Source organism: Legionella quateirensis, assembly GCF_001467955.1.
Classification (GTDB): Bacteria; Pseudomonadota; Gammaproteobacteria; order Legionellales; family Legionellaceae; genus Legionella; species Legionella quateirensis.
This window is the reverse complement of record NZ_LNYR01000006.1, coordinates 305,665-328,380: the sequence shown is the minus strand read 5'-3', so window position 1 is coordinate 328,380 and position 22,716 is coordinate 305,665. Positions and strand designations below refer to the sequence as shown.

Sequence of the window (22,716 nt, the reverse complement as noted above, 5' to 3'; positions counted from 1 at the left end):
GCCTTGACAAGGCAATCTGAGATCCATATAGTGAATAAATGAATAAAAATTGGATATATATTTAATATGAATAAATTGATGTACGTGTTTTTAATATGCTCTGTCCTTTTTTTTACAGGGTGTAGTGGGGGGAATGAGGCTCAAGTCCTGAATGTTGCCACCTCGGCAGAATATCCACCATTTGAATACTCCGATCAGGGTGAAATCAAAGGTTTTGATATTGATCTGGCTCGCCTGGTCGCTAAAGAGTTAGGAAAGAAGGCTGTATTTCATGACATGCAGTTCAGCAGTATTTTACCGACTGTTTTGTCAGGGCAAGCAGATTTTGCCATCTCAACCATCACCATTACTAATGAACGAAAAAAGAATCTGGATTTTAGTACACCTTATTATTTTGAAGGCATGGCCGCAGTTTTTAAGACTGGGCAATCCCTGAATTCAATAGGTGTACTGCATGATAAGAAAATAGCGTGTCAGTTGGGAACCACTATGGAAATCTGGGCTAAAAAGCAAGTGCCAACCGCAGAGCTTGTCCTGATGGATAATAATAATCAGGCTGTAGAAGCACTTAAGGCAGGACATGTTGATGTGGTGATTATGGATGGCGCGCAAGCTCCCATCTTCAGTAAAAACAATCCAGGATTAACTTATGTATTGATTGCACAATCTGAAGATGGATACGCTTTGGCGTTACCCAAGAACTCATTGTTAACGCCCCAAGTGAATCAGGCATTAAAAAATCTGGAGGCAAAAGGAGAAATTCAAAAATTAAAAACTAAATGGCTGGAGAATGATTCATGGAACAAATAAATGAGTACATCGTTTTTATTGGCTCCGGCATGTTTCTGACTTTGAAGCTTCTGGCAGGAGGACTGCTTACCGGTATAGTGCTTGGAACCGTGCTGGCCATATTACGATACAACGGTATAGGCAAAGGATTAATCAGGCAGTTTATTTCCGTTATCAGAGGAACGCCCGTTATATTGCAATTGAGCTTTGTGTATTTTTCTTTGCCGGGACTTACCGGGTTCCGACCCGATATTTTGACTGCAGGCATTTTGACTTTTGGTTTAAACAGTTCGGCTTATATTGCCGAAATTTTAAGGGCAGGTATTGAGCATTTACCAAAAGGGCAGTTTGAAGCCGCGGCAACCTTGAACATATCTAATTTTTACTTGTGGAAGGACATTATTTTACCTCAGGTAATCAACAATATTCTGCCAGCGCTGATTAATGAAACCATAGCTTTAACCAAGGAAACGGCATTGATTTCTACTATAGGCGGTATGGATTTAATGCGTAAAGCGCAATCAGCGGCTTCAGAGCATTTTACCTATTTTTTACCTCTTTGTATTGCGGGTTGTTATTACTACGCTCTGGTTTTATTGATTGAATTTCTGGGTAAACGAATCGCAAAAGGAGGATCGCATGTTAACTATTGCTAATGCCTGCAAACAATTTGGTTTCACTCAGGTTTTGAATAATATTAATCTGCAGGTTAAGGAACACACTATTCTAGGGCTGTCTGGTCCTTCGGGCAGTGGAAAATCAACTTTATTGAGATGCATCCAAAAACTGGAACATTTAAATTCAGGAGCAATTCACATAGAAGGAAACAGTGGATTCATGTTTCAGGATTTTCAGTTGTTTCCTCACATGACCGTACTTAAAAATCTGACTTATGCCCCAGGCCTGCACAATAAAGCACAAAACCACCAAGCACAAGCCATGCATCTTTTGGATACTCTCGGTATTGCAGATAAAGCTGGAGAGTACCCATTTCAGTTATCTGGCGGACAAAAACAACGTGTAGCTCTGGCACGAAGTTTAATGATGCAACCCGCCGTGCTGCTTTGCGATGAGCCTACATCGGGTCTGGATTCGATCATGATTGAAGAAGTCATCATGCTTTTGAAAAAAGTGAACAACATGGGGGTCACCATGATCATCGCCTCACATGATTTAGCTTTTCTGACTCAACTTACTGACCGGCTTGTGGTGCTTAAAAACGGGCGGCTTATCGCCGACATTAAGCCCAGAGAACTAGAACATCCTATCCATTATGTAAAACAAACATTAGCAGGAGTTGATTATGAAGCAAGTAATTAAAAAAATTGTTTTAGCCTATTCTGGCGGGCTTGATACATCGGTAATGATTCCTTGGCTTAAAGAACACTATCCTTTGGCTGAAATTGTTGCGGTGATTTGTGATCTGGGGCAGAACGAAGATCTGATAGCCATTAAACAAAAAGCTCTGAATAGTGGTGCTATCAGCGTCTATGTTATTGATGTTCAGAACGAGTTTGTTACCGATTATCTTTGGACTTTGGTTAAATCAGGAGCGTTGTATGAGGATCAATACATCCTGGGTACAGTTTCCAGGCCATTAATCGCACAAAAACTGGTAGAAATTGCTACTCTAGTAGATGCTGATGCTATAGCCCATGGCGCTACAGGTAAGGGAAATGATCAGGTGCGATTTGAATACACGATTAAAGCTCTGGCACCTGACATGCACATTATTGCTCCCTGGCGTTCTTGGGAAATTAAATCAAGGCAACAAGCCATAGATTATGCCAAATTGCATGGTATTGAGGTTCCTGTAACCCCAAAATCTCCTTATTCCAGAGATCATAATATTTGGTATATCTCTCATGAAGGCGGTGTTTTGGAAGATCCTGCTCAGGAACAACCCGATGATTTGCTTTTGATGACTACTCCAATTGAACAGACGCCTGATGAACCTGAATTCATCACGATTGAATTTATACAGGGTGAGCCGGTATCTTTAAATAATACTCCGATGCATCCAGTGGATTTGCTTCACCTGCTCAATCAAAAGGCTGGTGCTCACGGGATAGGTGTTGCTGATATTGTAGAAAATCGATTGGTTGGCATGAAGATCAGGGGTGTTTATGAGGCACCGGCGGCAGCGGTTCTTTATAAGGCACATCAGATGCTTGAAAGTCTTTGTCTGGATAGAGAGACTCTCAGCCTGAAGCAATCTCTGCAGGGAACCTATGCCACTCTGGTTTATGAAGGGCGTTGGTTCAGCCACACGAAAAAAGCACTGGACGCATTAATAGAGGTAACTCAGCAACATATTACGGGTACGGTAAAACTCAAGTTGTTTAAAGGCAATATGATTCCTTGTGGTATGCATTCACCTTATAGTCTTCATCAGCCAGCTCTCGCAACATTTGAAGAAGATACGGTATATAACCAACAGGATGCAGAAGGTTTTATTAATTTATTTTCGTTGTCAGCACAAGTCTTTGGCAAGGTCCATAAAGGAGATCAGTATGAGCAATAAAACCTGGGGCGGTCGATTTAAAAAAAGCCTGGATCCTTTAGCCAAAGCGTTCAATGCTTCTTTAGCCTTTGATCATGTTCTTTATTCATATGACATTCTGGGCAGTCAGACTCATGCCAAAATGCTTGCGCGTCAGGGAATTATTCAATCAGAAGAGGCTCAGGCGATTTGTGCCGCTTTGGAAGAGATCAAAGGTGAATTGGACAAAGGCGAGCACGTTCTGCAGGATGAGTATGAAGACATTCATATGTTTATAGAACACCTGTTGATTGAGAAGATTGGTGAAACAGGTAAGAAATTACATACTGGCCGAAGTCGAAATGATCAGGTAGCTCTTGATTTAAGACTCTATACCCGAGATGCGGCCTCTAAAATAATTGGTTTGTTGCACAGCGTCAGGGATGTACTCCAAAAACTGGCCATGAAACATGCTGATGACCGCATGCCGGGATATACTCACTTGCAACAGGCTCAACCTATTTATTTAGGATGGGTTTTTGATGCGTATCTGTCCATGTTGGTACGAGATATAAGTCGCTTTGAAGACATGAGAAATCGAATGAATTTCTCTCCATTAGGCGCTGGGGCGCTGGCGGGCAGCAATTTACCACTGGATAGAAACTGGGTTGCTCAAACTTTGGGATTCAGCGGCATTATAAACAACACTCTTGATGCTGTGAGCGATCGCGATTTTATTATGGAATTTTGCAGTGCCGCTTCAATTTTGATGGTACATCTTTCTCGATTGGCTGAAGATTTAATTCTCTGGGCAACTCAGGAGTTTGGATTTATTACTCTTGATGACGCCTTTGCAACCGGTTCATCCTTGATGCCTAATAAGAAGAATCCGGATATTCTTGAGTTGATCAGGGGTAAATCTGGCAGGGTCTTTGGACATTTACTCGGTATAGTAACCGTATTAAAAGGCTTGCCTCTAGCTTACAACAAGGACTTGCAAGAGGACAAAGAAGGTCTATTTGATACAGTAAATACCTTAGTCTCCTGTCTTACTATTCTGCCTCCATTTTTGGAAAGCCTGGACTTTAATACTGAGCTGATGGAAAAAAAAGCCAATAGTGGTTTTCTCAATGCCACCGCTGTGCTGGAAGCATTGATTATGCAGGGTATTCCGTTTCGAGATGCTCATCATCAGGTGGGACAAATGGTCGCTGCGGCTTTGGAGAATCAGTGTTCTCTGGAAGAGTTACATCCAGAAGTTAGCGGTTTCCTCTCAAAACCAATCAAACCTTTGAATCCGCAACAAGTGGATTCAGTTCAATTAAAACATGTCGTAACAGGAATGGAGTTAGATGGTCAGGATATTCGGTTATTATTGGATAGTGCTAGCAGGATTAAAAAAAATCCTCTTGAATTTTCAAATACACTGTTGGGCAAAAATTTGGTCATGATTTTTGAAAAACCGTCATTCAGGACTCGATTGAGCTTTACTCTGGCAATGGAAAATATGGGAGGAACAGCGATTGAAAGTATCAGTAATTCACGAAAACATGAAGAACCTCGTGACTTGATTCGTGTATTGAATGGCTATTGTGATTTTGTCATGGTAAGGACTCATGATGACACAGTGCTGACTGAGATGGTGAATTACTCCAAAGTACCCATTATCAATGGTTTATCGGCCTTGTATCATCCATGTCAGGTGCTGGCTGATTTGTTATCACTGCAAGAGCATTTTGGTACCCTGGACGGGTTAACGATCGCTTATATTGGTGACGGCAACAATGTGCTCCATAGTTTATTGTTAATGGCTCCTTTGGTGGGGGTTAAAATTAATTATTGCTGCCCTGAATCTCATCAGCCAAGAGAAGAGATACTGAACCAGTGCACGTCGTCTTTAGAATCGATGATTACGTGCTATTCCACACCAGAGGAGGCGGTTCGCCATGTTGATGCAGTGTATACCGATGTATGGACCAGTATGGGTTTTGTTAATCAGGATAATGAGGACTGTTTTACAGGATTTCAAGTGAATGAAGCTTTGATGGCTCAGGCAAATTCCGGAGCTGTGTTTATGCACTGCATGCCCATGGAGCGTGGAAAAGAGGTTACTGATTCATTACCGGACCATTCCTGTTCCATCATATTTGCACAAAGCGAGAATCGTTTGCACGTGCAAAAAGCGCTGCTCTTGTTCCTTGGGCAATGAGTAAAACCGTTTAAAAATCCGGTTGACGTCTTCTCGATCTCAGAGATAACGTTTCCCGGATTTATTAAGACATGATCAGTTAACTAATAACAAAAAACACCACGAAAATCAGGCTTAAAACGAGGACCAAGGGGCTTTGTTTTTGTCGGGTTAACAGTTTGAGTAAACTATAAAGGATGATTCCTCCTCCAATACCATTTGCAATGGATCCAGTGAAGGGAATCATCATAATCGTTAACATGCAAGGTGCGGTTTCACTGATATCGGGTAATTTCATATCAGTTAAATGCTTCATCATACAGCATGCTACATATAATAAGGCTGGTCCTACAGCGAAACTGGGAATCATTCTGGCCAAAGGAAAAAAGAAGAGCATTAAGATAAATCCAACTGCGATGACCAATGCGGTGATCCCCGTTCTTCCTCCTGCTTCAATTCCGGTAGCTGATTCTATGTACGGTGAGGTACTGGCTGAACCTAAAAGACCTGCTAAAGAAGACGCAGCAGCATCCGCGGTTAAACTGTAACTTAAACGCTTGGGATAATCCTCTTCCTCTTTGAATACAGTAGGATTAAGCAGTCCTATTAATGTTCCAGTGGCATCAAATATGGCGATCAGGAAAAAGGTAAAGATTGCCTTTAATGCGGTCACACTGGTAAGGCCAGAAAAATCCAGTTTTAAAAAGGTGGGCTCCATAGAGGGCGGTAAGGCAACCAATCCTTGCCAGGAAGTTAATCCAAGAATCAGGCTCAAAGCAGCGATACTCAGAATGCCGATTATAATCGCACCGGGTATGCGATAATAATCAAGAGCTAATATCAGCAAAAATCCTAAGAAAAACAAGCCGATTTCCGGATGGTTGAGATTTCCAAGACGCATTAAACTGTGAGGATCATCAATGACAATCTGATTGGTTTGTAAGGCAATTAACGCGATTAATAAGCTAATACCAATTAAAATCGCAATTTGTAAATTGTAAGGGATTGCTTCAATTAACAGTCGACGCAGGCCAGTCAAGGTGACTAAAAGAAACAGCAGTCCAGAGATGAACACCATAGCCAAAGCATGCTGCCAGTCAATCCCCATTCCCTGAACGACGCTATAAGAAAAATAAATATTTAATGCCATACCCGGGGCGACGCCAATGGGCGTATTGGCTATTAACCCGGTTAGTGCGCAGGCAAAGGCAGTGACCAAACAGGTAGCGGTAAATACAGCACCTTGATCCATGCCCGCATCATGCAAAATGGAGGGATTAACGAAGGCAATATACACCATGGTAAGAAATGTGGTCATTCCTGCCAGAATTTCAGTTCTAAGGGTAGTTCCATTAAGATAATTGGATTTTGAAGTATTCATCTGGGGATTGATTGGTAGGAAAATTTAATGCTACACAAATACAGGGGTGATTTGCAACTTAACTGTTGTGTCTATACCGATGAGCCTATGCCACAGACTGACGTGAGCCTTTCTGTAGCCTATATAAAAAACGATGTGTTAACGTTTCAAATTAAAAATGGAAGTTTGATATCAACAGGATTATTTCTATCGCGATTAATACAATAATTATAATTTCCAGATTATGCCCATGACGGTTTTCCAGATAACCATTAAACATATCAAAAATTTCATTAAGCGTATCCAGCCTATGATTTATTGCATTAACTCTTCTTTGAATATGTAAATAACGCTCAAGCATGGTGAAATGCTCTTCGAGAGTCGGATGTTGCCAAAAATATTTTGGATGATAGAGAAAATTACTGATTAAATTCAACTCACTCTTGGCTCCTAAAATCTCTCCTATGACCTGCTGGATTTGTTTCCGGCTGATAGGCATTTCACCTTCGTGAGACAAGCTTTGAATCATGGGATTGTATTTTTCTATCAGAGCTTCAATGATGGTTTCAAAATATTGTAATTTCACCGATTGGGAAAAGCCGTAGGACAAACTGAGCTTCAGCTCATCGCTGTCATCTTCCATAGTCAAACAGTCCACATCAAAAAAATCATGAGGCTCGATTGCTGTCTTGTTGCTTATTTGATAATGGAATTCATCGTGAACCAATATAGCTACAGGCTTATCAATCAGCAGTTTAATGGTATTAAGATAGTCATTAATCTCATATCGCTTGATTCCCCATGAGACTACCGTACCGTTTTTAAAAATAAAAACGGTGTGATCTTTATTATTACGAGGATTCAGCTTGAGTACATCTCGAGTTTTAACTGAATTGTATTCAGTAGATAAATTTTTGAAGTGGTTGTCTAAACGTGCTAAGTCAATCGATTTGGCAACGCAAAAGCTTAAGCATTCCATGGTAATGATAATCCGCAAATTGATAAGGCGTTTGCAGAACAATCAATTTGAGGCAAACGCCATTTATTATGGCTAAGTATACAATAATTTAAAAATTATTACACGCTATCTGCTGTCTCACGTCCTGGGTAGGCTTTTTTCCTATCCGTTGCTCCACCTAACCATTGTGGGCATACTTCCAGGATTTCTGCGATTTTATCTAGCTGTTCTTTATCTGGAAGTACATGACCAAATATCATTGAGTTTGCCAAATGACGGGTGACTCCAAATACTTTTGCAACTGCTTTGGTCTTTTCAGCTAACTCTTCTGGAAATCCCAGTGCAGCCAATTCTCGATTAAAGCGTTGTGAAAACACTTTACTGTTCATTTTCTCACTCCATGAAAAAATAGTTAATCCAGCACTGCCTTGTCGACTAGCTGACCCAACATCAATACCTCGTCAATCCATGAACCAGGTAAGAGTGTTATAACTTATTTTTTTTCAATAGCAAAGACTTTTTATTAATAAAATCAATTGTTTTTCATCAGGTTATCGTGAAAATATCAAGATGACCAAGTAATGAGCGTCTAGAAAATCCAGGATGCATTCCTGGTGACTGATATTGTTTTGAGGATGAATTAATAGTACTTTTAATTACAGTGATACATAATTAATAGGGATGTTATGAATGTATTAAAAATTGATTTTGAACAATCTGATGCCAAAGGCCAACTTGCCTCATCATTGCACCACACCGGGTTTGCTGTTCTGGATAATCACCCAATAGACATCCAATTGATTAACGAAATCTATCAGGAATGGATGACCTTTTTTAAAGGTGATGACAAATATAAATATCAGTTTGTTGTTGAAACCCAGGATGGATATTTCCCCTCCTCGATTTCTGAGAAAGCGAAAGGTGCGGAATTAAAGGATTTGAAAGAGTTTTATCAATATTATCCATGGGGACAATATCCTGAAACTATGGGTACTAATACCCGAAAACTATACCAGCAATTGACACAATTGGCTTCCACTTTGTTATCCTGGCTGGAAGAGGAACTACCCTTCACTATTGCCAGTACCTTATCCATGCCATTATCAGCAATGATAAAACACAGTGACCTGACCATGCTGCGTATATTGCATTATCCTCCATTATCGGGCAATGAGCCTGTTGGTGCTGTCCGAGCTGCGGCTCATGAGGATATTAATTTGATTACTTTGCTAGTTGGAGCAACCAGCTCAGGATTACAGGTAAAAGATAATCAAGGTAATTGGCACGAAGTGCCCTGTTCTAAAGAAAGCATTGTGGTTAATAATGGGGACATGCTGGATTTGGCCACCCATCATTATTATCGTTCAACCACTCATCGAGTAGTGAATCCAGATAACGGTAATGCGGCCAGATTATCCATGCCATTTTTTTTACATCCAAACCCTGATGTTCTTTTATCGTCAGATATAACCGCAAAACGCTACTTATATGAGCGATTAGTTGAATTAGGTTTGAAGTAACTACTGTTCTGTTTTATTTATGGAACGGAAAATCCATCAATTGTTCAGACCGTGAGAAGGTTGAGATATCTACGCATAATTTATAATGCTGAACATGTATTAACTTCGGCTTTAATGATCCGATAAATACCTGTCTTTGCGAAGGAAGTGAAGACGGACATTAATGATTATCTTCACTAGATTTATGAGAGATACCTCAGGTGAGAGGGGCCGGCGGCACTACCATTAAAGTCAACGTTTTAAATTGTTGCCGGTATTTATTACTCAAGGGCACTTCGACGCACTTAAAATCCTGGGCTAAATAGCGCTCTTTTAGTTGTGAATTTCTGGTTGGGTTGCATCCATCAATAACCATCATAAACCCCTGTCTTTTTAGTTCCTCTTGCTCCAGCCATGGACTGAGTCGAAACGAATAAGCTTCAAGCAATTTTGGTCTGTTGGGCAGGTACGCGGCAAGGTAATAATCGTAATTCTCATCACCAGCTACATAGTTCAGCGGCTTGTTGGTAAATTGATTCCAATAGCTCTGTGCTTCCTGAGCCAGCATATAACTGGGATTGTTGGTTCGAGCATATTTGAGTGAAAAATAGTTAGCGGCCATATAGATTCCCAGCCCGCCTGAATGAATTAATAACGCCATAAAAAGCAGCGGTTTTAAAAGTGCTGTTCTGCTTTTTAATTGAAAATAGGACATTATTGCTGGCACGGTGAACGAAAAGAGTGGAAAGCCCCATTCCGGCTGAATTTTCAAGCCAAAAATAAGGGACAGTAGAATGACCAAACATAAAGGGGCTATTCCCAGATAGACTAAATAATTCCATTTAACCTTGTTTGTTTCACGAATTGCGGGATTAATCCGCTTGGTTTTAATCAACAGGATGAGTATTGCTAATGCAGGCGCTATGTGACCCAGTTGCTCACGTAATGCTTTAATGGGATAAGTTAAATGGGGGTGTTGCGTATAATTGCCTGGATCCTCACTGACTTTGCCATGGATAAACTCCAAGGTTAAAAAACCATGTTGGATTACAGAAATCAGATGCGGTGTGAGTAACAATAACGATAATCCAAAAGCCATTAACAATTTGAACAAAAATTTATATTCAAAATGCCATAGCAGGTAGACCAGTGCGATAAAGATGATTAACAGGGATTCGTATTTAGCCAATACTGCTCCTGCAGTTACTATCGCTAAAAAAATCCAGTCCTGTAGGCGATTTGTATGGATGCAGCTATCCAGAAAGTAACATATCATGATCCAAAAAGGGAGCATGATGGAGTTTTGATTAAACTGCAGGACGAAATTAGTCTGATAATACAAGCAAAAAGAAGAAACAACGCATGCGACAAAAGCATCATGAGAACCCAGATAGCGTTTTGATAATAAGTAAATAAAGAGCAAACTTGTTGATAAACATAAGACACTGGCACAAAAGGTTGCCATTTCATTATTGACGCAGATAATACTCATGAAGCTGATGAGCCAGGTGCCAAGAGGCGGATGACGATTATAGCTCCAAGCCCAGGCGTGTCCCCAACTGATGTTTTGCGCGGAGTCAGGTAAGATGGATTGGTATCCCAAAAAGGGGATCAGGATATAAATTAATGAGAATCCCAGGATAAATACACTGAGTACATGTTTCGGATTAATTGCGTCTGTATCATGAAACAGGGTTTCCTTTAACGCTGATAATGGACTAAACAAGTAATTATTACGCATTAGTACTATCCTGAATGAGTCGAAAATGCACCAAGTTTATTCTATCGCCCTATTCTTTGGAAGCCTTCAACTTTTTTTACTGGTTCAGAGCAGTCTTGAGAATAGTAACCTCATCCTTGTGGACGAGGTTTTTAGCTGAATTGCTGGGATGTCACATCTGGCCTGTTCTGAAAGTCATGAGCTTTGTTTAGTCGACTAGATTTCTGTTATTAAACTGATTAAGGTCTTTGTCATTCGCATGTTCTGCAACTTGATTAATTGAGCTTAATACCGGAGTAGTTTTAAAAAAATGATGAGCAGAATAAATAAGCGTTCCTGCGCCGGATAATGAAGAACCAACAGCAACGGAAACGGCGCTGGCACTGCCTGCCGCTAAACCGGTAAAAAACGCACCGGGTCCAGACCATGATCCTAAAGCAAAACCGATACCGAAGCCGATCACAGCGGCAATAACCGTAACAGCCGCTGCGTAAACAAGAGTCAATAACGCACTTTTAAGTTCGTAATGAGTCCCTTTAACTGCTCTATTACAATTAGCGATGAATGTTTTAAAACAGGGTTCTTTATCATCAATGGTTGGATCTTCAAGTTTATCAAGCAGGCTATTTGTTTCAATTCCCAATGCTTTGATTGTTTCAGGGGATAAATCTTTGGCTTCAAGATTTAATTTATCCAGGGCACGATACACATCAGAATCTTCAGTGCATCGATTTCGAGCATGCAGGATGGTTTTCCTTTGTTCGACGTCGTTGATTAGCTCCTGTGCTTTCTTTAATTCTTCCTCTTGCTTTTGTTGCGCTATTTTAGGCGTTTCTAAAGTAATAACCTTAACCAATTCCAGTGCACCATTTGTTTCCCTTGCAGAGGTCGATACAGCTGATATAAAGGGAATTTGTTCAAACTGCTGTTTTGCATTTTCAAGCGCATTGGGTAACGCTTCATCTCTTTTGGTTCCTACTAAAATTAACAACGCAGCAGGATTTGCTTCCCGGAACGTAGCCAGGTCATCATTAAGTTCCTTGATTATTTGTTGATCAACAGGTTTGGATAAATCAATACAAAAAAGACCAAAATTCGAGCCAGGGAGAAAAAATGGGGTGTTGTTTTTGAGTTTCGGATTTCCAGACGTTTCCCATATGTTAAGCTGAACTTTTTTAATTCCTTCAATATCAGGAATCTCAATCGTATTAAAATCTGGACCAATCGTACGGCTGTATTTTTGATGTGGCTTATTGGTATATTGAGGTTTAGTCAATTTTTTACATAATTCTGTTTTACCTACGCCTTCCGCGCCAAAAATAAATGCTTTTAGGAACATTTTATTCATCTCAAGTTCAAATTTTGAGTCATTGTACATCAACATGGTGATAATACAATCACTCGATGATTCATACTTGTTATCTGTACCGTCTTTTGTTAGAGGCCCTCCATTTTATTTACAAACAAAACACCTTGGGCTAAAATTGCCCAAAGTGCTGTGAGTAGTATTTAAATAGGAATAATAGATTTATGAAATTTAAAGAATTTTCTGGTGAAGAATTAATGAAAAGAGTTAATGCTCTTCAAGAAAATGTAACATGCTCACCTATGTTAGGTACTGTTTTTTATATAATTGAGTCCTCAAACAGCAAAACAATCGAATTAAAAAAACACTATAAACCGGAACTTGATAAACCGGGTATTTTTACTGATTACCATACAAATCTTAGAAAACAAAAAGAACTGATAGATTTGATGAACAGGAAATTGTGGGCGAATGGATTCAATGGAGAGCGCAACTGGAACCCGTATGGTGCATTAAAATTACACCTGAACCTTAATAAAATCGCTGAAATGGATGAAGCAATTATTCTGGGGTTAATCCATTTATTAATTCAAGAAACGGAGTCACCTGACAATAACCTAAGCTTTAGCTTTAAAATAATTGATCCCTCCAGTCGTGTTCACGCTCGTTTTTTTTATACCGATCAACTCACGGTTTATTTTGATAAATATTCTTCAGCTGCGGATATGATTCGCTTATCACAAAAAATAGAAGACTATTTACTCTCTAACAATGTACCACCCAACACGATTAAACGTGGACCTAAAGACAGTTTTGGCTTTAATTCTTTTGTATCTGCGCGATTTGATACCAATAGACTCTTGGGACAATATGATGTGTATCCATTCTTTGATCTGGAACTTGAGAAGTTTTTTAAAGCTCATTCAGTTGACGAGTTGAATATTCCTATATGTGCTCTCGAAGCGGTTTTTAATACAGTGCTTATAACAGATATCGCTCAGAATATAAAAGTTAAAGGGGCAGGATTGACTAAAAAGGAACGTGATGCGGTACAAGCAGAATTTGTGAAAATGCTTCAGGATCCTAAAAAGTATATGTCACATTGTGACATTAAAGTCAGAATAACATTACAACAAAAGTTGTCTCAAGCTCCTGCTGAAGTTAGAAGTATTATCCATTCAGTACAACAAAATGGCCTTAGTTTTACTCAATGTACAACTTATGAAGAGATTAATCATTATTTAAAGCAAGAAGTAACGAATCTCAATCAACAGAGTGCAGCTTTTAAAAATATAGAGAGTGATTTTGTTAAACTGGATCAAGTGATAGTTAATGAATTTAAACGTTTGGTAGAAGATAAATTAAGCGAATTAAACCAGGCAGCAGAAGCACAGCGGATCAGATTATCGCAAATCCATAACAACAAGTTCCAGGAGCTATTGCTTAAAATAAGCAATAAAAGTAAACAGCTTAGGGAAGAACAATATCCTGACAAAGCACTAATCGCTGAAAATCTACATACCAAAATAAAAGATGCATTTGATCTTTATCAATCTTCCTCAAAGACGAGGCAAGATTATCAGCAGTTCAAGGAAGAATGTACGAAAGAGATTAATGCAGCCAAACCTCATTTGGAAGAGCATCGTGGATGGAAACAAATTTTTGTCAATATGGCAATAGGAATCGCAACATTGGGGTTAGCATTTGTTATTAATTACAGTTGTTCAAAAAGTAATGCTTTTTTCTTTAAGGTAAATACAGATTCAGTCAATAAGCTTAAAGATATGTCGCAGATCATCGATGACATGAATACGTCACCTTCAGCCGCATAAACCCCAACGGAATGCTCCATTAAATCAATCCTCATGTGCACTTTTTATAAGCTCGCCATCCTCGCGAAAGCGTTGAGGAATCCTGGCATTTATTTAATCATTTTACAGGGCTTAATTGATTCACACTGACTAGAATAACGTCATCCTCGCGAAAGCGGGGATCCATTAAGCAAGCGCAGTGAGGTGCTAATTTGATGCATGGATTCTCACCCTTCCAATTCGCCTTAGTTTTTCTTGATAAAAAGCTCAATATTTCATTTCAAATGGTATCGAGATCTCACTAAAATGGCCTTCGCCCTCAGGGAGAAGGTGCCGACAGGCGGATGAGGTGATCAAACATCATTCATTTGCAAGGATGTCGTATAAAAAGTGAGGACCGTTCAGGAGCTACCCGGCTACACATGGAGTTGGTACCCGGGATTCAGGATTAATCTATATTTGAATCAGATTTTTTCTTGGCAAAATAATTCAAATCCAATTCTCGAGCAGCTTTCACATCATCAAGCCGTTTGACTGGTAAGGTATGTGGCGCATCTTTAAGCAGGTTGGGATTATTCGCTGCCTCTTCTCTGATGTTTTTCATTGCGTGAATGAAACCATCCAACTCTTCTTTGCTCTCGGTCTCAGTGGGCTCGATCAGGAGACATTCTGGAACTAGCAGAGGAAAATAGGTGGTGGGGGCATGAAAACGGTAATCCAACAGTCTTTTTGCCAAATCCATCGCAGAAATTCCGAAGCTTTTTTTCTCCGGATTTAAGGTAAGAATAAATTCATGAGACGCTCTTCTACCTGGATATGCAGGAGTAAAGCCCGCAGCGGTTAACTCTTTGAGTAAATAATTGGCATTAAGCGTGGCGTATTCAGAAACTCGTAATAAACCTTCTTTTCCTAATACAACCATATAGAAGTATGCCCTCAGGAGAATACTGGCATTGCCCATAAAGCAGGATAAACGACCAATGCTTTGTGGGTAATCCTGTCTTGTGGCCCATTGGTACTCTGTGCCTGTCGTTTTCACGACGGGAAGAGGCATAAATGGAACCAGCCTTTTGCTGACGGCAACTGGGCCTGCGCCCGGGCCTCCGCCTCCATGAGGAGTTGCAAAAGTTTTATGTAAGTTGAGGTGCATTACGTCAAAACCCATATCCCCAGGTCTTACTTTACCCAGAATGGCATTAAGGTTGGCGCCATCATAATACAGTAAACCACCCGCTTGATGCACAAGAGTAGCGATTTCCTTTATTTGACGCATAAATAGTCCCAGAGTTGAGGGATTGGTCAGCATGATCCCTGCTGTTCTTGGGCCTACTTTACTTTTCAACTCCTCCAGATCAATATCACCGTCAGCGCCAGTAGTAATTTCTATCACTTTAAAACCGCACATGACCGCAGATGCTGGATTTGTTCCATGAGCTGCATCTGGGATCAGCATTTCATCACGTGCTGTATCGCCCCGAGATTGATGGTATGCCTTGATCATGGCTACACCGGCAAATTCACCTTGCGAACCAGCCATCGGAGTCAGCGAAACTCCTGCCATGCCCGTAATTTCAGCAATATTGTTCTGTAAGCGGTATAATGACTCCAGGAATCCTTGACTGTCTTGTTCCAAAGCCAAAGGATGACGGTTGGCAAATCCAGGAATAGAAGCCGCTTTATGAACTCCTCGAGGGTTGTATTTCATGGTACAAGAACCCAGAGGATAAAAATTGGTATCAATAGAAAAATTCTTATGAGACAGGCGTGTATAGTGTCTCACTACCTGTAATTCAGAGCAGGCAGGCATTCTGGGCGGAGTTTTACGTTGAAATTCAGCCGGGATCGCATACGTACTGTGTGCAATCTTAGGTGCCTGGGCGGTAGATTGTCGACCGTGTTTGGATAATTCAAAAATCATCATATTTTGCCTTCCGTTTTTTGAATAAGTTCTTTGAACTCGTCTCGATACATCATCGGAGTGAACTCAATAAAGTTGTACTCAGCTATTTCAGCCAGAAAATAAGGGTCTTTTTGAAATAGTGACTCAAGGTATTCCCTATCATTGGTGTTAGCGATGATAATGCCCCCTGTTCGTGGCTTCATCGGGCCTGAAAACAGTAAAAGACCTTGTTTGTAATGGTAATCAAGAAATTCTCTATGTGCTCGCAGATATTTATCTACTTCACTAAGAGGGGTCAGATACGTTAATTGCACTATAAACATCAGGCACCTCGCTTGGTCATAATGGCTTTTAATGCCCGGGTATAATTCGCGATATCTTCCTGTGTACGCATCTCAGTGGCGCAAACCAGCAGAGTATTGCTTAATTGGGGATAATGAGTCCCAGGCGCATATCCTCCTGCAATACCCGCATCAGCTAATTGCTTTAACACTTCTTCAACTGGTTGATTGAGTTTGAGCAAAGCTTCATGGAAATAAGGAGCTTTAAAAACGTGTTCGACGCCATCAATTTGTGTCAGTGCCTCAACTAATTCATGAGTATTCTGATGGCATTGACTGGCAACCTGTCTTAGTCCCTCAGCACCAAGTAAACTCATGTGTATCGTAGCGGCGGTTACTAGCAAGCCCTGATTTGTGCAAATATTTGAAGTGGCTTTGGCGCGGCGTATGTGTTGTTCACGAGCCTGTAAAGTCAGGCTAAAACCGGTTTTACCTTCTTTATCAACGGTGCAACCGATTAAGCGTCCGGGCATTTGACGCACGTGAGCCATTCGGGTACTTAAAAAGCCAAAATATGGGCCACCGGATGCCATAGGTGATCCTAAGGGTTGTCCTTCGCCACAAACGATATCCACCCCATGGGCTCCCCAATGACCGGGAGGGTTCAGTAAGGCCAGTGAAACGGGATTGACACAGGCTACGCTAATGGTTTTGTTGTGATGGGCCCAGTCTGTGAGTTTGTCAACTTGTTCCAGACATCCAAAGAAATTAGGTTGAGCAATAACCAGAGCCGTAATGTCTTCGCCAGAGTATTGCTCCAGAACTGACATGGCAGTGATTCCCTGTTGCTCATCAAATGGAAGCGTAATCACTTCAATATGTTGATTGCGTACAATCGTTTCTATGGTTTCGCGATAAAAGGGATGTACTGTACCTGCAATTAATACTCTATTGGTTTTGCTGTGCTTGTTGACTCGGACAGCCATAAGCACGGCTTCAGCCAGAGCAGTGGCGCCGTCATACATGGAGGCGTTAGATACTTCCATGCCGGTTAATTCGCAGATCATCGTTTGGTATTCATACAATAATTGCAAAGTTCCTTGACTGGCCTCAGCTTGATAAGGCGTGTATGCCGTTAAAAATTCACCACGAGAAGCAATATCCCACACCGCAGCAGGGATGTGATGCTCATAACATCCTGCGCCAATAAAACAGATACCATTTCGGTTTTTATTTGCTAAATGCTGAGCTTCTTTCAGCATATCCATTTCGTTGATGCCGGAAGGCATGTTTTGAAATCCAGCATATTGCAATGATGAAGGAATTTCATCAAATAATGCCTGGATCTCGTTGACGCCAATTGACGTCAACATTTCTTTGGTATCTTCAGGAGTGTGTGGGATGTAAGGCATGATTAATTTTCCTCAGCTATCTCGTTTTGATATTGATCAGCACTCAATAATTCATTAATTTCTTTTGGGTTACTGGGTTTGAGCTTAACCAGCCATCCAGCGATATAGGGATCCGTGTTAACAATGGCAGGATTCTCAACCACCGCATCATTGACTGCAGTAACAACACCACTGATTGGCGCATAAAAATCTGAAGCGGCTTTTACTGATTCAACAACGCCTAACTCCTGTCCTGCACTGACTTCATCACCGATTTCAGGCATTTCAACAAACACCATATCGCCAAGTAATTGTTGTGCATGATCGGTAATTCCTACAGTAACTTCATCTTGACCTGATTTTAACCATTCATGTGTTGCTGTGAATTTTAAATCATTCATTATTTTATCCTTATGTATAGAGCTTTTATTTAAATGGAATTAAGTTATATGGCCTTTCCTTGTTTAACAAAACGCGGTTTTCCTACTTTTGCTGGAACCAGTTTACCTCGTATGTCTACCATTACACTGTCGCCGGTTTCTACTGGAACACGTGCCAGAGCAATCGAGTGTTCCAATGTCGGAGAATAACTGCCGCTGGTAATTACCCCATCAGTACAGCCTTCAATAATCACTTTTTGTCCATGACGCATAATGCCTTTGTCTAATAAAGTGAGTCCTACCATTTTTCGTTTAACGCCTTCTTGCTTCTGGGACAATAAGGCGCCCATACCAATAAAGCCGCGATCTTGTGGATCCCATTTGACGGTCCAGGCAAGTCCTGATTCAAGAGGGGTTGTTGTCTCATCCATATCTTGTCCATAAAGCATCATTCCGGCTTCCAGTCGCAAGGTATCTCTTGAGGCAAGGCCACAGGGTTTTACACCGGCTTTTATTAAATCTTCCCATAGCTGGATTATAAGCTCCTTGGGAACGATGATTTCAAATCCGTCTTCTCCTGTGTACCCTGTGCGGGCAAAAAACCAGTTATCCACATCCACGCATTCAAAGTTGGTCAGGGTTGATACCGCATCGATTTGAGCCGGGCTGAGAATAGTCAAGGTTTTCGCTATGGCATTAGGGCCTTGTACAGCAATCATGGCTAATTCGCGTCGTTCTTGTAAACCAACTGCAAATCCTTCACTTTTCTGCCGAATCCAGTTGATATCATTTTGGCGTGTTGCTGAGTTGAGTACTACTCGGTAATTGTCTGATGCGCGTTGATAAACGATTAAATCATCTATGATTCCGCCATGTTCATTGCACATACAACTGTATAATGCTTTGCCATTATGCTGTAATTGATCGACATCGTTGGTCAGTAATTTACGCAAAAATTGACGGCCACCAGCACCAAGAATATCAACTATGGTCATATGTGAGACGTCAAAAATACCTGCATCGTTGCGGACAAAATGATGTTCGTTGAGTTGTGAGCCGTAGTGCAGGGGCATATCCCAGCCGTGAAAATCAACCATTTTTGCGCCACTTGTCAGGTGAGTGGCATGAAGAGGGGTTTTTGCAATCATTGCATATCCTTTATTTATCACCTTGATGCTTGTGATTATACTCGTTGCGATTAATTTTGCGAGATTTAGCTTTTGATTTTTCGCATTATTAGAAGAAATAGCTATATACTGTATATTTAAGGGATTTTTAATAATGAATTGGCTTACTTCTGGGAGATGGGTGCTGGATTTAGGTTGGTTGAGTTTTCTTTTATTACTTCTAAGGCATTTCTGGTGTAGCCGATCGGCTCTGGTACAATCAAAATCCTGGCTAAAAGTTAAAGGCCACATTACCCGTTGTGACTGGACCAAGGTTGGTCATAGCCTTTGGCCTAAAATTGAATACACCTATCAGGTCCAGGATAAGGATTTGATTGGCGAGTATCTGTTTTTAGATACCTCACATAACAATCCACATTCCAAATATTCCCGTCTGGTTGCTTATAAGGCAGCGATGGCATTTAAAGAAAACTCTGAAATTGATGTCTATTATAATCCTAATGATCCAGAGCAATCGGCTTTAGATGTTACTATCCCGGTAAAATTAAATTTTATCCTGATTTTTATCGGCTCTTTAATTATTTTTCATATTGGCTTCATTGCTTATCGGATTTTTGGGTAGAATTCTCGTTTTCAGGGATTTTGCATTCACATGGCGGTTCTGTAATCCGTGCTTGCAAACTGGTTACAGCAAAACCTCTCACTCCCTGGCCTGCAGGTGCCTGGGTGAAGCTTAAGACAACTTTTAAATTTTGCTGCTGCTGATATTGTGGATTTTTATAAACGACTAGCACGGTCATGGTCGCCTGCCAGTGAGTAGGATCCAGAGTCGCCAACACAGGTGGTTGTGTTGCAACTGCGGTTACTTCATATGAATTTTTTTGCACCGCTTCCGGTAATTTGGAGTCATTTAACGCTTTGGTGTAGGCTATCCAGCCATCAGAAGTAAAATATTTGGCAATTTCTTTTTGCTGCTGCAGGTAGTTTTTATAATCAAAAGTATACGTTGCAACAATGGCTTCATTAGCCCAGACAGCCAATTGAGTTCTATCAGGTGCTGCGATTCCTGCATGTGCCGCAAAAAACAATACTATGCCTGCAGCAAGAGTTACTAGTTTATTCATAGCTGTATTCTCAATAATGTTATAGCCTCATTGTAGTCCTATTTTCCAGGACTGGCCTAAAAATTGTGATGAAACATGGAACTGGTGTCTGTTCATGGTTCAATTAAAAGTGATTGAAAGTCTAATATAAAAAAAACCCCGGTTAAAGTACCGGGGAAAATTATGTGTCTGAGTTGGATAAAAACAGACACTACCCCGCATAAAGAGGGGAAAGCGGGGCAGAGTATTCGGGGGGGAATACTCATATACTTAGACACTGGGTTTGCAATAAAGTTCAATATTTGTTCAGAATTTATTCGCAGCTCGTAATCTCAAGCTTTTTAACCACCGTCCTGGTATCGGTTAGGACTGTTTTATGGTATTTTATTGTCATGATACATTTCGAAAAAAGCAGATGCTCAGAGCCTGCATCAAGAGTCTGTTGGCATGTGCTTTAATTTATCAAACCGCATAATAATTTAGTTGAAGATTGTGGTTCACTTTAATGCAATCATTCATGTTGTAGCAACTGTCTGAGGCTATGTAGTAGCAATTGTCTTGTGTTTTATAGTTTAAGTTGCCAGAAGTGCCATATGGTATCGCATAAAAATAAATACTGAATTCAGGTTTGTATAAATAAATCGGTCCAGATGAAAGTTGAGGTATATAAGGCATGGTGCGTAACAGTCGTTTTTATTTTGCTAATCCTGATACAGTCGGCCGATTTATTAATCGCTGGGATATCCTGTTACTGGTTTTAATTTTTTCTGTTTTGTTTTTTTTAGGCTGGGCAGGGTCACAAATGGCCACACCTTATCAATTGGGCGATCAGATCCCTATTTCTCTGGCTCCTTCCAATCTTCCATTTTATGCCTTACGCACCGTTTTGCGGTTATTTATCGCGTTAATTTTTTCAATTATATTTACTTTTGTAGTAGGTGCATTGGCTGCCAAAAATCGTCGGGCAGAGCAAGTAATTATTCCTGCTATTGATATATTACAATCCATCCCCGTACTCAGTTTTTTATCCATTACGGTTACTGGCTTTATTCACCTGTTCCCCAATAGTTTGTTAGGTCCTGAGTGCGCTTCAATTTTTGCAATATTTTGTGCTCAGGTGTGGAATATGACTTTTGGTTTCTATCAATCATTAAAAACCTTGCCCCATGATTTAAAGGAAGTGTCCTCGATGTTCCGGCTTTCGGCATGGCAGCGTTTCTGGAAAGTAGAGGTTCCATTCTCCATGTCCGGATTATTATGGAATATGATGATATCCATGTCGGCAAGCTGGTTCTTTGTGGTTTTATCCGAAGCCATTTCGGTCGCGCATCAAAACATTCGATTGCCTGGAATCGGGTCGTATATAGCCTTGGCTATTGCACAGAAAGATTTACATGCAGTGGGTTATGCAATTTTGACGATGATGATTGTTATTTTCTTATACGATCAAATTTTATTCCGACCTTTAATTGCCTGGTCGGAAAAATTTAAAGTGGAGCAATCACCAGATGAATCCGAGTATCAATCCTGGCTTATTGACTTGATACGCGGCAGTCGATTGATGAAACGATTCACCAAAGGTATTGGAATATTGGTAGATGGCTTTGTGAATGCCCGATGGTTACGAATCAGTGAACCTAAAGCAGTCAAGGAAATTGATTTTAAACGACAGAAACGTCTGGATAGGCTATGGGGAGCCTTGGTTCTGTTATCTATAGTGAGCGGTGGCTGGTTATTATTAAGATTTATTCTTGCTGAGCTGAAAGTCAGCGATATTTTGCATGTATTTATACTTGGAGCTGCTACAGGTACAAGGGTGATCGTATTAATTATATTAAGTTCATTAATATGGATACCCGTCGGGGTATGGATAGGTTTGAGACCGCGAATTGCTCAGAAGATACAGCCTGTAATACAGTTTGTAGCCGCTTTCCCAGCCAATTTATTTTATCCGCTATTTGTCATAGCAATAGTTGAGTTTCATTTAAGTGTAGAGATATGGGTCACTCCACTCATGATTTTGGGTACTCAGTGGTATATATTATTTAATGTGATTGCTGGAGCATCAAGTATTCCCAGAGACTTATATCTTGCTGCTGATAATTTTGGCCTGAAAGGATGGAACTGGTGGAAAAGATTGGCATTACCCGGTATTTTTCCATTCTATATCACGGGTGCAATCACAGCTGCAGGGGGCGCTTGGAACGCCAGTATTGTGGCTGAATTGGTGAGTTGGGGGAATATTACTCTTAAAGCTACTGGACTGGGAGAATACATTCAAGCCAGTACCACTGCGGGTGATTTTCCAAAAATTGCTCTGGGAACTGCAATGATGTGCGTTTATGTTTTGGCTTTTAATCACCTGATATGGCGTCCACTTTATCGATTAGCTGAAGAGCGTTTTAATTTTAATTGAGGCAC

General features: G+C 40.6%; 20 protein-coding genes and 1 pseudogene. 10 read left to right on the top strand and 11 right to left on the bottom strand.

The genetic code is table 11. The annotated features are described in order from the left end of the window. Nucleotides 1–66 precede the first annotated feature (66 nt). The 6 genes and pseudogenes from Lqua_RS03880 to argF all read left to right on the top strand — a co-directional run bounded on the left by Lqua_RS03880 (nt 67) and on the right by argF (nt 5,480). Nucleotides 67–810: an ABC transporter substrate-binding protein gene (locus Lqua_RS03880; RefSeq protein WP_058472957.1), complete on the top strand. Its 744-nt coding sequence runs from the start codon at nt 67–69 to the stop codon at nt 808–810. Next, the gene (locus tag Lqua_RS03875; protein ID WP_058472956.1) at nt 798–1,445 is read left to right on the top strand and encodes an amino acid ABC transporter permease; all 648 of its coding nucleotides are present in this window, start codon (nt 798–800) and stop codon (nt 1,443–1,445) included. The genes Lqua_RS03880 and Lqua_RS03875 overlap by 13 nt, the downstream gene beginning before the upstream one ends. After that, nucleotides 1,429–2,109: an amino acid ABC transporter ATP-binding protein gene (locus Lqua_RS03870; RefSeq protein WP_058472955.1), complete on the top strand. Its 681-nt coding sequence runs from the start codon at nt 1,429–1,431 to the stop codon at nt 2,107–2,109. Before Lqua_RS03875 ends, Lqua_RS03870 begins: the two co-directional genes overlap by 17 nt. Next, the gene (locus tag Lqua_RS03865) at nt 2,093–3,313 is read left to right on the top strand and encodes an argininosuccinate synthase (protein ID WP_058472954.1); all 1,221 of its coding nucleotides are present in this window, start codon (nt 2,093–2,095) and stop codon (nt 3,311–3,313) included. The genes Lqua_RS03870 and Lqua_RS03865 overlap by 17 nt, the downstream gene beginning before the upstream one ends. After that, nucleotides 3,303–4,541, top strand: a pseudogene (gene argH / locus Lqua_RS19085) (argininosuccinate lyase); the annotation flags it as partial. The gene Lqua_RS03865 and the pseudogene argH, both read left to right, overlap by 11 nt. A 36-nt stretch (nt 4,542–4,577) precedes the next feature. Next, nucleotides 4,578–5,480, top strand: coding sequence for an ornithine carbamoyltransferase (argF, locus tag Lqua_RS19080; protein ID WP_274519350.1), 903 nt, complete (start codon nt 4,578–4,580; stop codon nt 5,478–5,480). A gap of 79 nt (nt 5,481–5,559) precedes the next feature. On the opposite strand, the gene Lqua_RS03855 is transcribed toward argF, so the two are convergent. From Lqua_RS03855 to Lqua_RS03845, 3 genes are all read right to left on the bottom strand, one after another. Next, nucleotides 5,560–6,840, bottom strand: coding sequence for an NCS2 family permease (locus tag Lqua_RS03855; protein WP_058472953.1), 1,281 nt, complete (start codon nt 6,838–6,840; stop codon nt 5,560–5,562). Nucleotides 6,841–6,991: 151 nt separating this feature from the next. Further along, nucleotides 6,992–7,798, bottom strand: a complete 807-nt coding sequence (locus Lqua_RS03850) for an RMD1 family protein (RefSeq protein WP_058472952.1) — start codon at nt 7,796–7,798, stop codon at nt 6,992–6,994. 98 nt (nt 7,799–7,896) lie between these two features. Beyond that, complete coding sequence (locus Lqua_RS03845) at nt 7,897–8,166, bottom strand: hypothetical protein (RefSeq protein WP_058472951.1); 270 nt, start codon at nt 8,164–8,166, stop codon at nt 7,897–7,899. A gap of 297 nt (nt 8,167–8,463) precedes the next feature. Between Lqua_RS03845 and Lqua_RS03840 the strand changes: the two genes are divergently transcribed. After that, nucleotides 8,464–9,297 (top strand): isopenicillin N synthase family dioxygenase, encoded by an 834-nt coding sequence (locus Lqua_RS03840; RefSeq protein WP_058472950.1) that lies wholly within the window; start codon nt 8,464–8,466, stop codon nt 9,295–9,297. A gap of 196 nt (nt 9,298–9,493) precedes the next feature. Here the strand turns inward: Lqua_RS03840 and Lqua_RS03835 are convergent, their stop codons facing one another. Both Lqua_RS03835 and Lqua_RS03830 read right to left on the bottom strand, forming a co-directional pair. Then, nucleotides 9,494–11,017, bottom strand: a complete 1,524-nt coding sequence (locus tag Lqua_RS03835) for a glycosyltransferase family 39 protein (RefSeq protein ID WP_058472949.1) — start codon at nt 11,015–11,017, stop codon at nt 9,494–9,496. Between the two features lie 187 nt (nt 11,018–11,204). After that, complete coding sequence (locus Lqua_RS03830; RefSeq protein WP_162264382.1) at nt 11,205–12,344, bottom strand: Rab family GTPase; 1,140 nt, start codon at nt 12,342–12,344, stop codon at nt 11,205–11,207. Between the two features lie 182 nt (nt 12,345–12,526). Here Lqua_RS03830 and Lqua_RS03825 point away from each other — a divergent pair, with 182 nt between their 5' ends. After that, nucleotides 12,527–14,134 (top strand): hypothetical protein, encoded by a 1,608-nt coding sequence (locus tag Lqua_RS03825; protein WP_058472947.1) that lies wholly within the window; start codon nt 12,527–12,529, stop codon nt 14,132–14,134. A gap of 427 nt (nt 14,135–14,561) precedes the next feature. Here the strand turns inward: Lqua_RS03825 and gcvPB are convergent, their stop codons facing one another. Genes gcvPB through gcvT form a run of 5 tightly spaced genes read right to left on the bottom strand, consistent with a single transcriptional unit; the run spans nt 14,562 to nt 19,213 of the window. Beyond that, complete coding sequence (gene gcvPB / locus Lqua_RS03820; RefSeq protein WP_058472946.1) at nt 14,562–16,034, bottom strand: aminomethyl-transferring glycine dehydrogenase subunit GcvPB; 1,473 nt, start codon at nt 16,032–16,034, stop codon at nt 14,562–14,564. Then, nucleotides 16,031–16,336 (bottom strand): YciI family protein, encoded by a 306-nt coding sequence (locus Lqua_RS03815; RefSeq protein ID WP_058472945.1) that lies wholly within the window; start codon nt 16,334–16,336, stop codon nt 16,031–16,033. Before Lqua_RS03815 ends, gcvPB begins: the two co-directional genes overlap by 4 nt. Further along, entirely contained in the window at nt 16,336–17,706 is a 1,371-nt protein-coding gene (gcvPA, locus tag Lqua_RS03810) for an aminomethyl-transferring glycine dehydrogenase subunit GcvPA (protein ID WP_058472944.1), read from the bottom strand. The genes Lqua_RS03815 and gcvPA overlap by 1 nt, the downstream gene beginning before the upstream one ends. Before the next feature lie 2 nt (nt 17,707–17,708). Continuing rightward, nucleotides 17,709–18,086 carry a glycine cleavage system protein GcvH gene (gcvH, locus tag Lqua_RS03805; protein ID WP_058472943.1) on the bottom strand — a complete coding sequence of 126 codons (378 nt, stop codon included), beginning with the start codon at nt 18,084–18,086 and terminating at the stop codon, nt 17,709–17,711. Nucleotides 18,087–18,130: 44 nt separating this feature from the next. Then, a complete protein-coding gene (gene gcvT, locus Lqua_RS03800) occupies nt 18,131–19,213 on the bottom strand; it encodes a glycine cleavage system aminomethyltransferase GcvT (RefSeq protein WP_058472942.1) in 1,083 nt (360 codons plus the stop codon). A 133-nt stretch (nt 19,214–19,346) separates the two neighbouring features. Here gcvT and Lqua_RS03795 point away from each other — a divergent pair, with 133 nt between their 5' ends. Beyond that, entirely contained in the window at nt 19,347–19,814 is a 468-nt protein-coding gene (locus Lqua_RS03795) for a DUF3592 domain-containing protein (protein WP_058472941.1), read from the top strand. Here Lqua_RS03795 and Lqua_RS03790 read toward each other — a convergent pair. After that, the gene (locus Lqua_RS03790; RefSeq protein WP_058472940.1) at nt 19,789–20,316 is read right to left on the bottom strand and encodes a DotI/IcmL family type IV secretion protein; all 528 of its coding nucleotides are present in this window, start codon (nt 20,314–20,316) and stop codon (nt 19,789–19,791) included. The two genes, Lqua_RS03795 and Lqua_RS03790, sit on opposite strands and share 26 nt — an antisense overlap. Before the next feature lie 655 nt (nt 20,317–20,971). On the opposite strand from Lqua_RS03790, the gene Lqua_RS03780 reads away from it, so the two are divergent. Next, complete coding sequence (locus Lqua_RS03780; RefSeq protein ID WP_115148802.1) at nt 20,972–22,711, top strand: ABC transporter permease; 1,740 nt, start codon at nt 20,972–20,974, stop codon at nt 22,709–22,711. Nucleotides 22,712–22,716 lie beyond the last annotated feature (5 nt).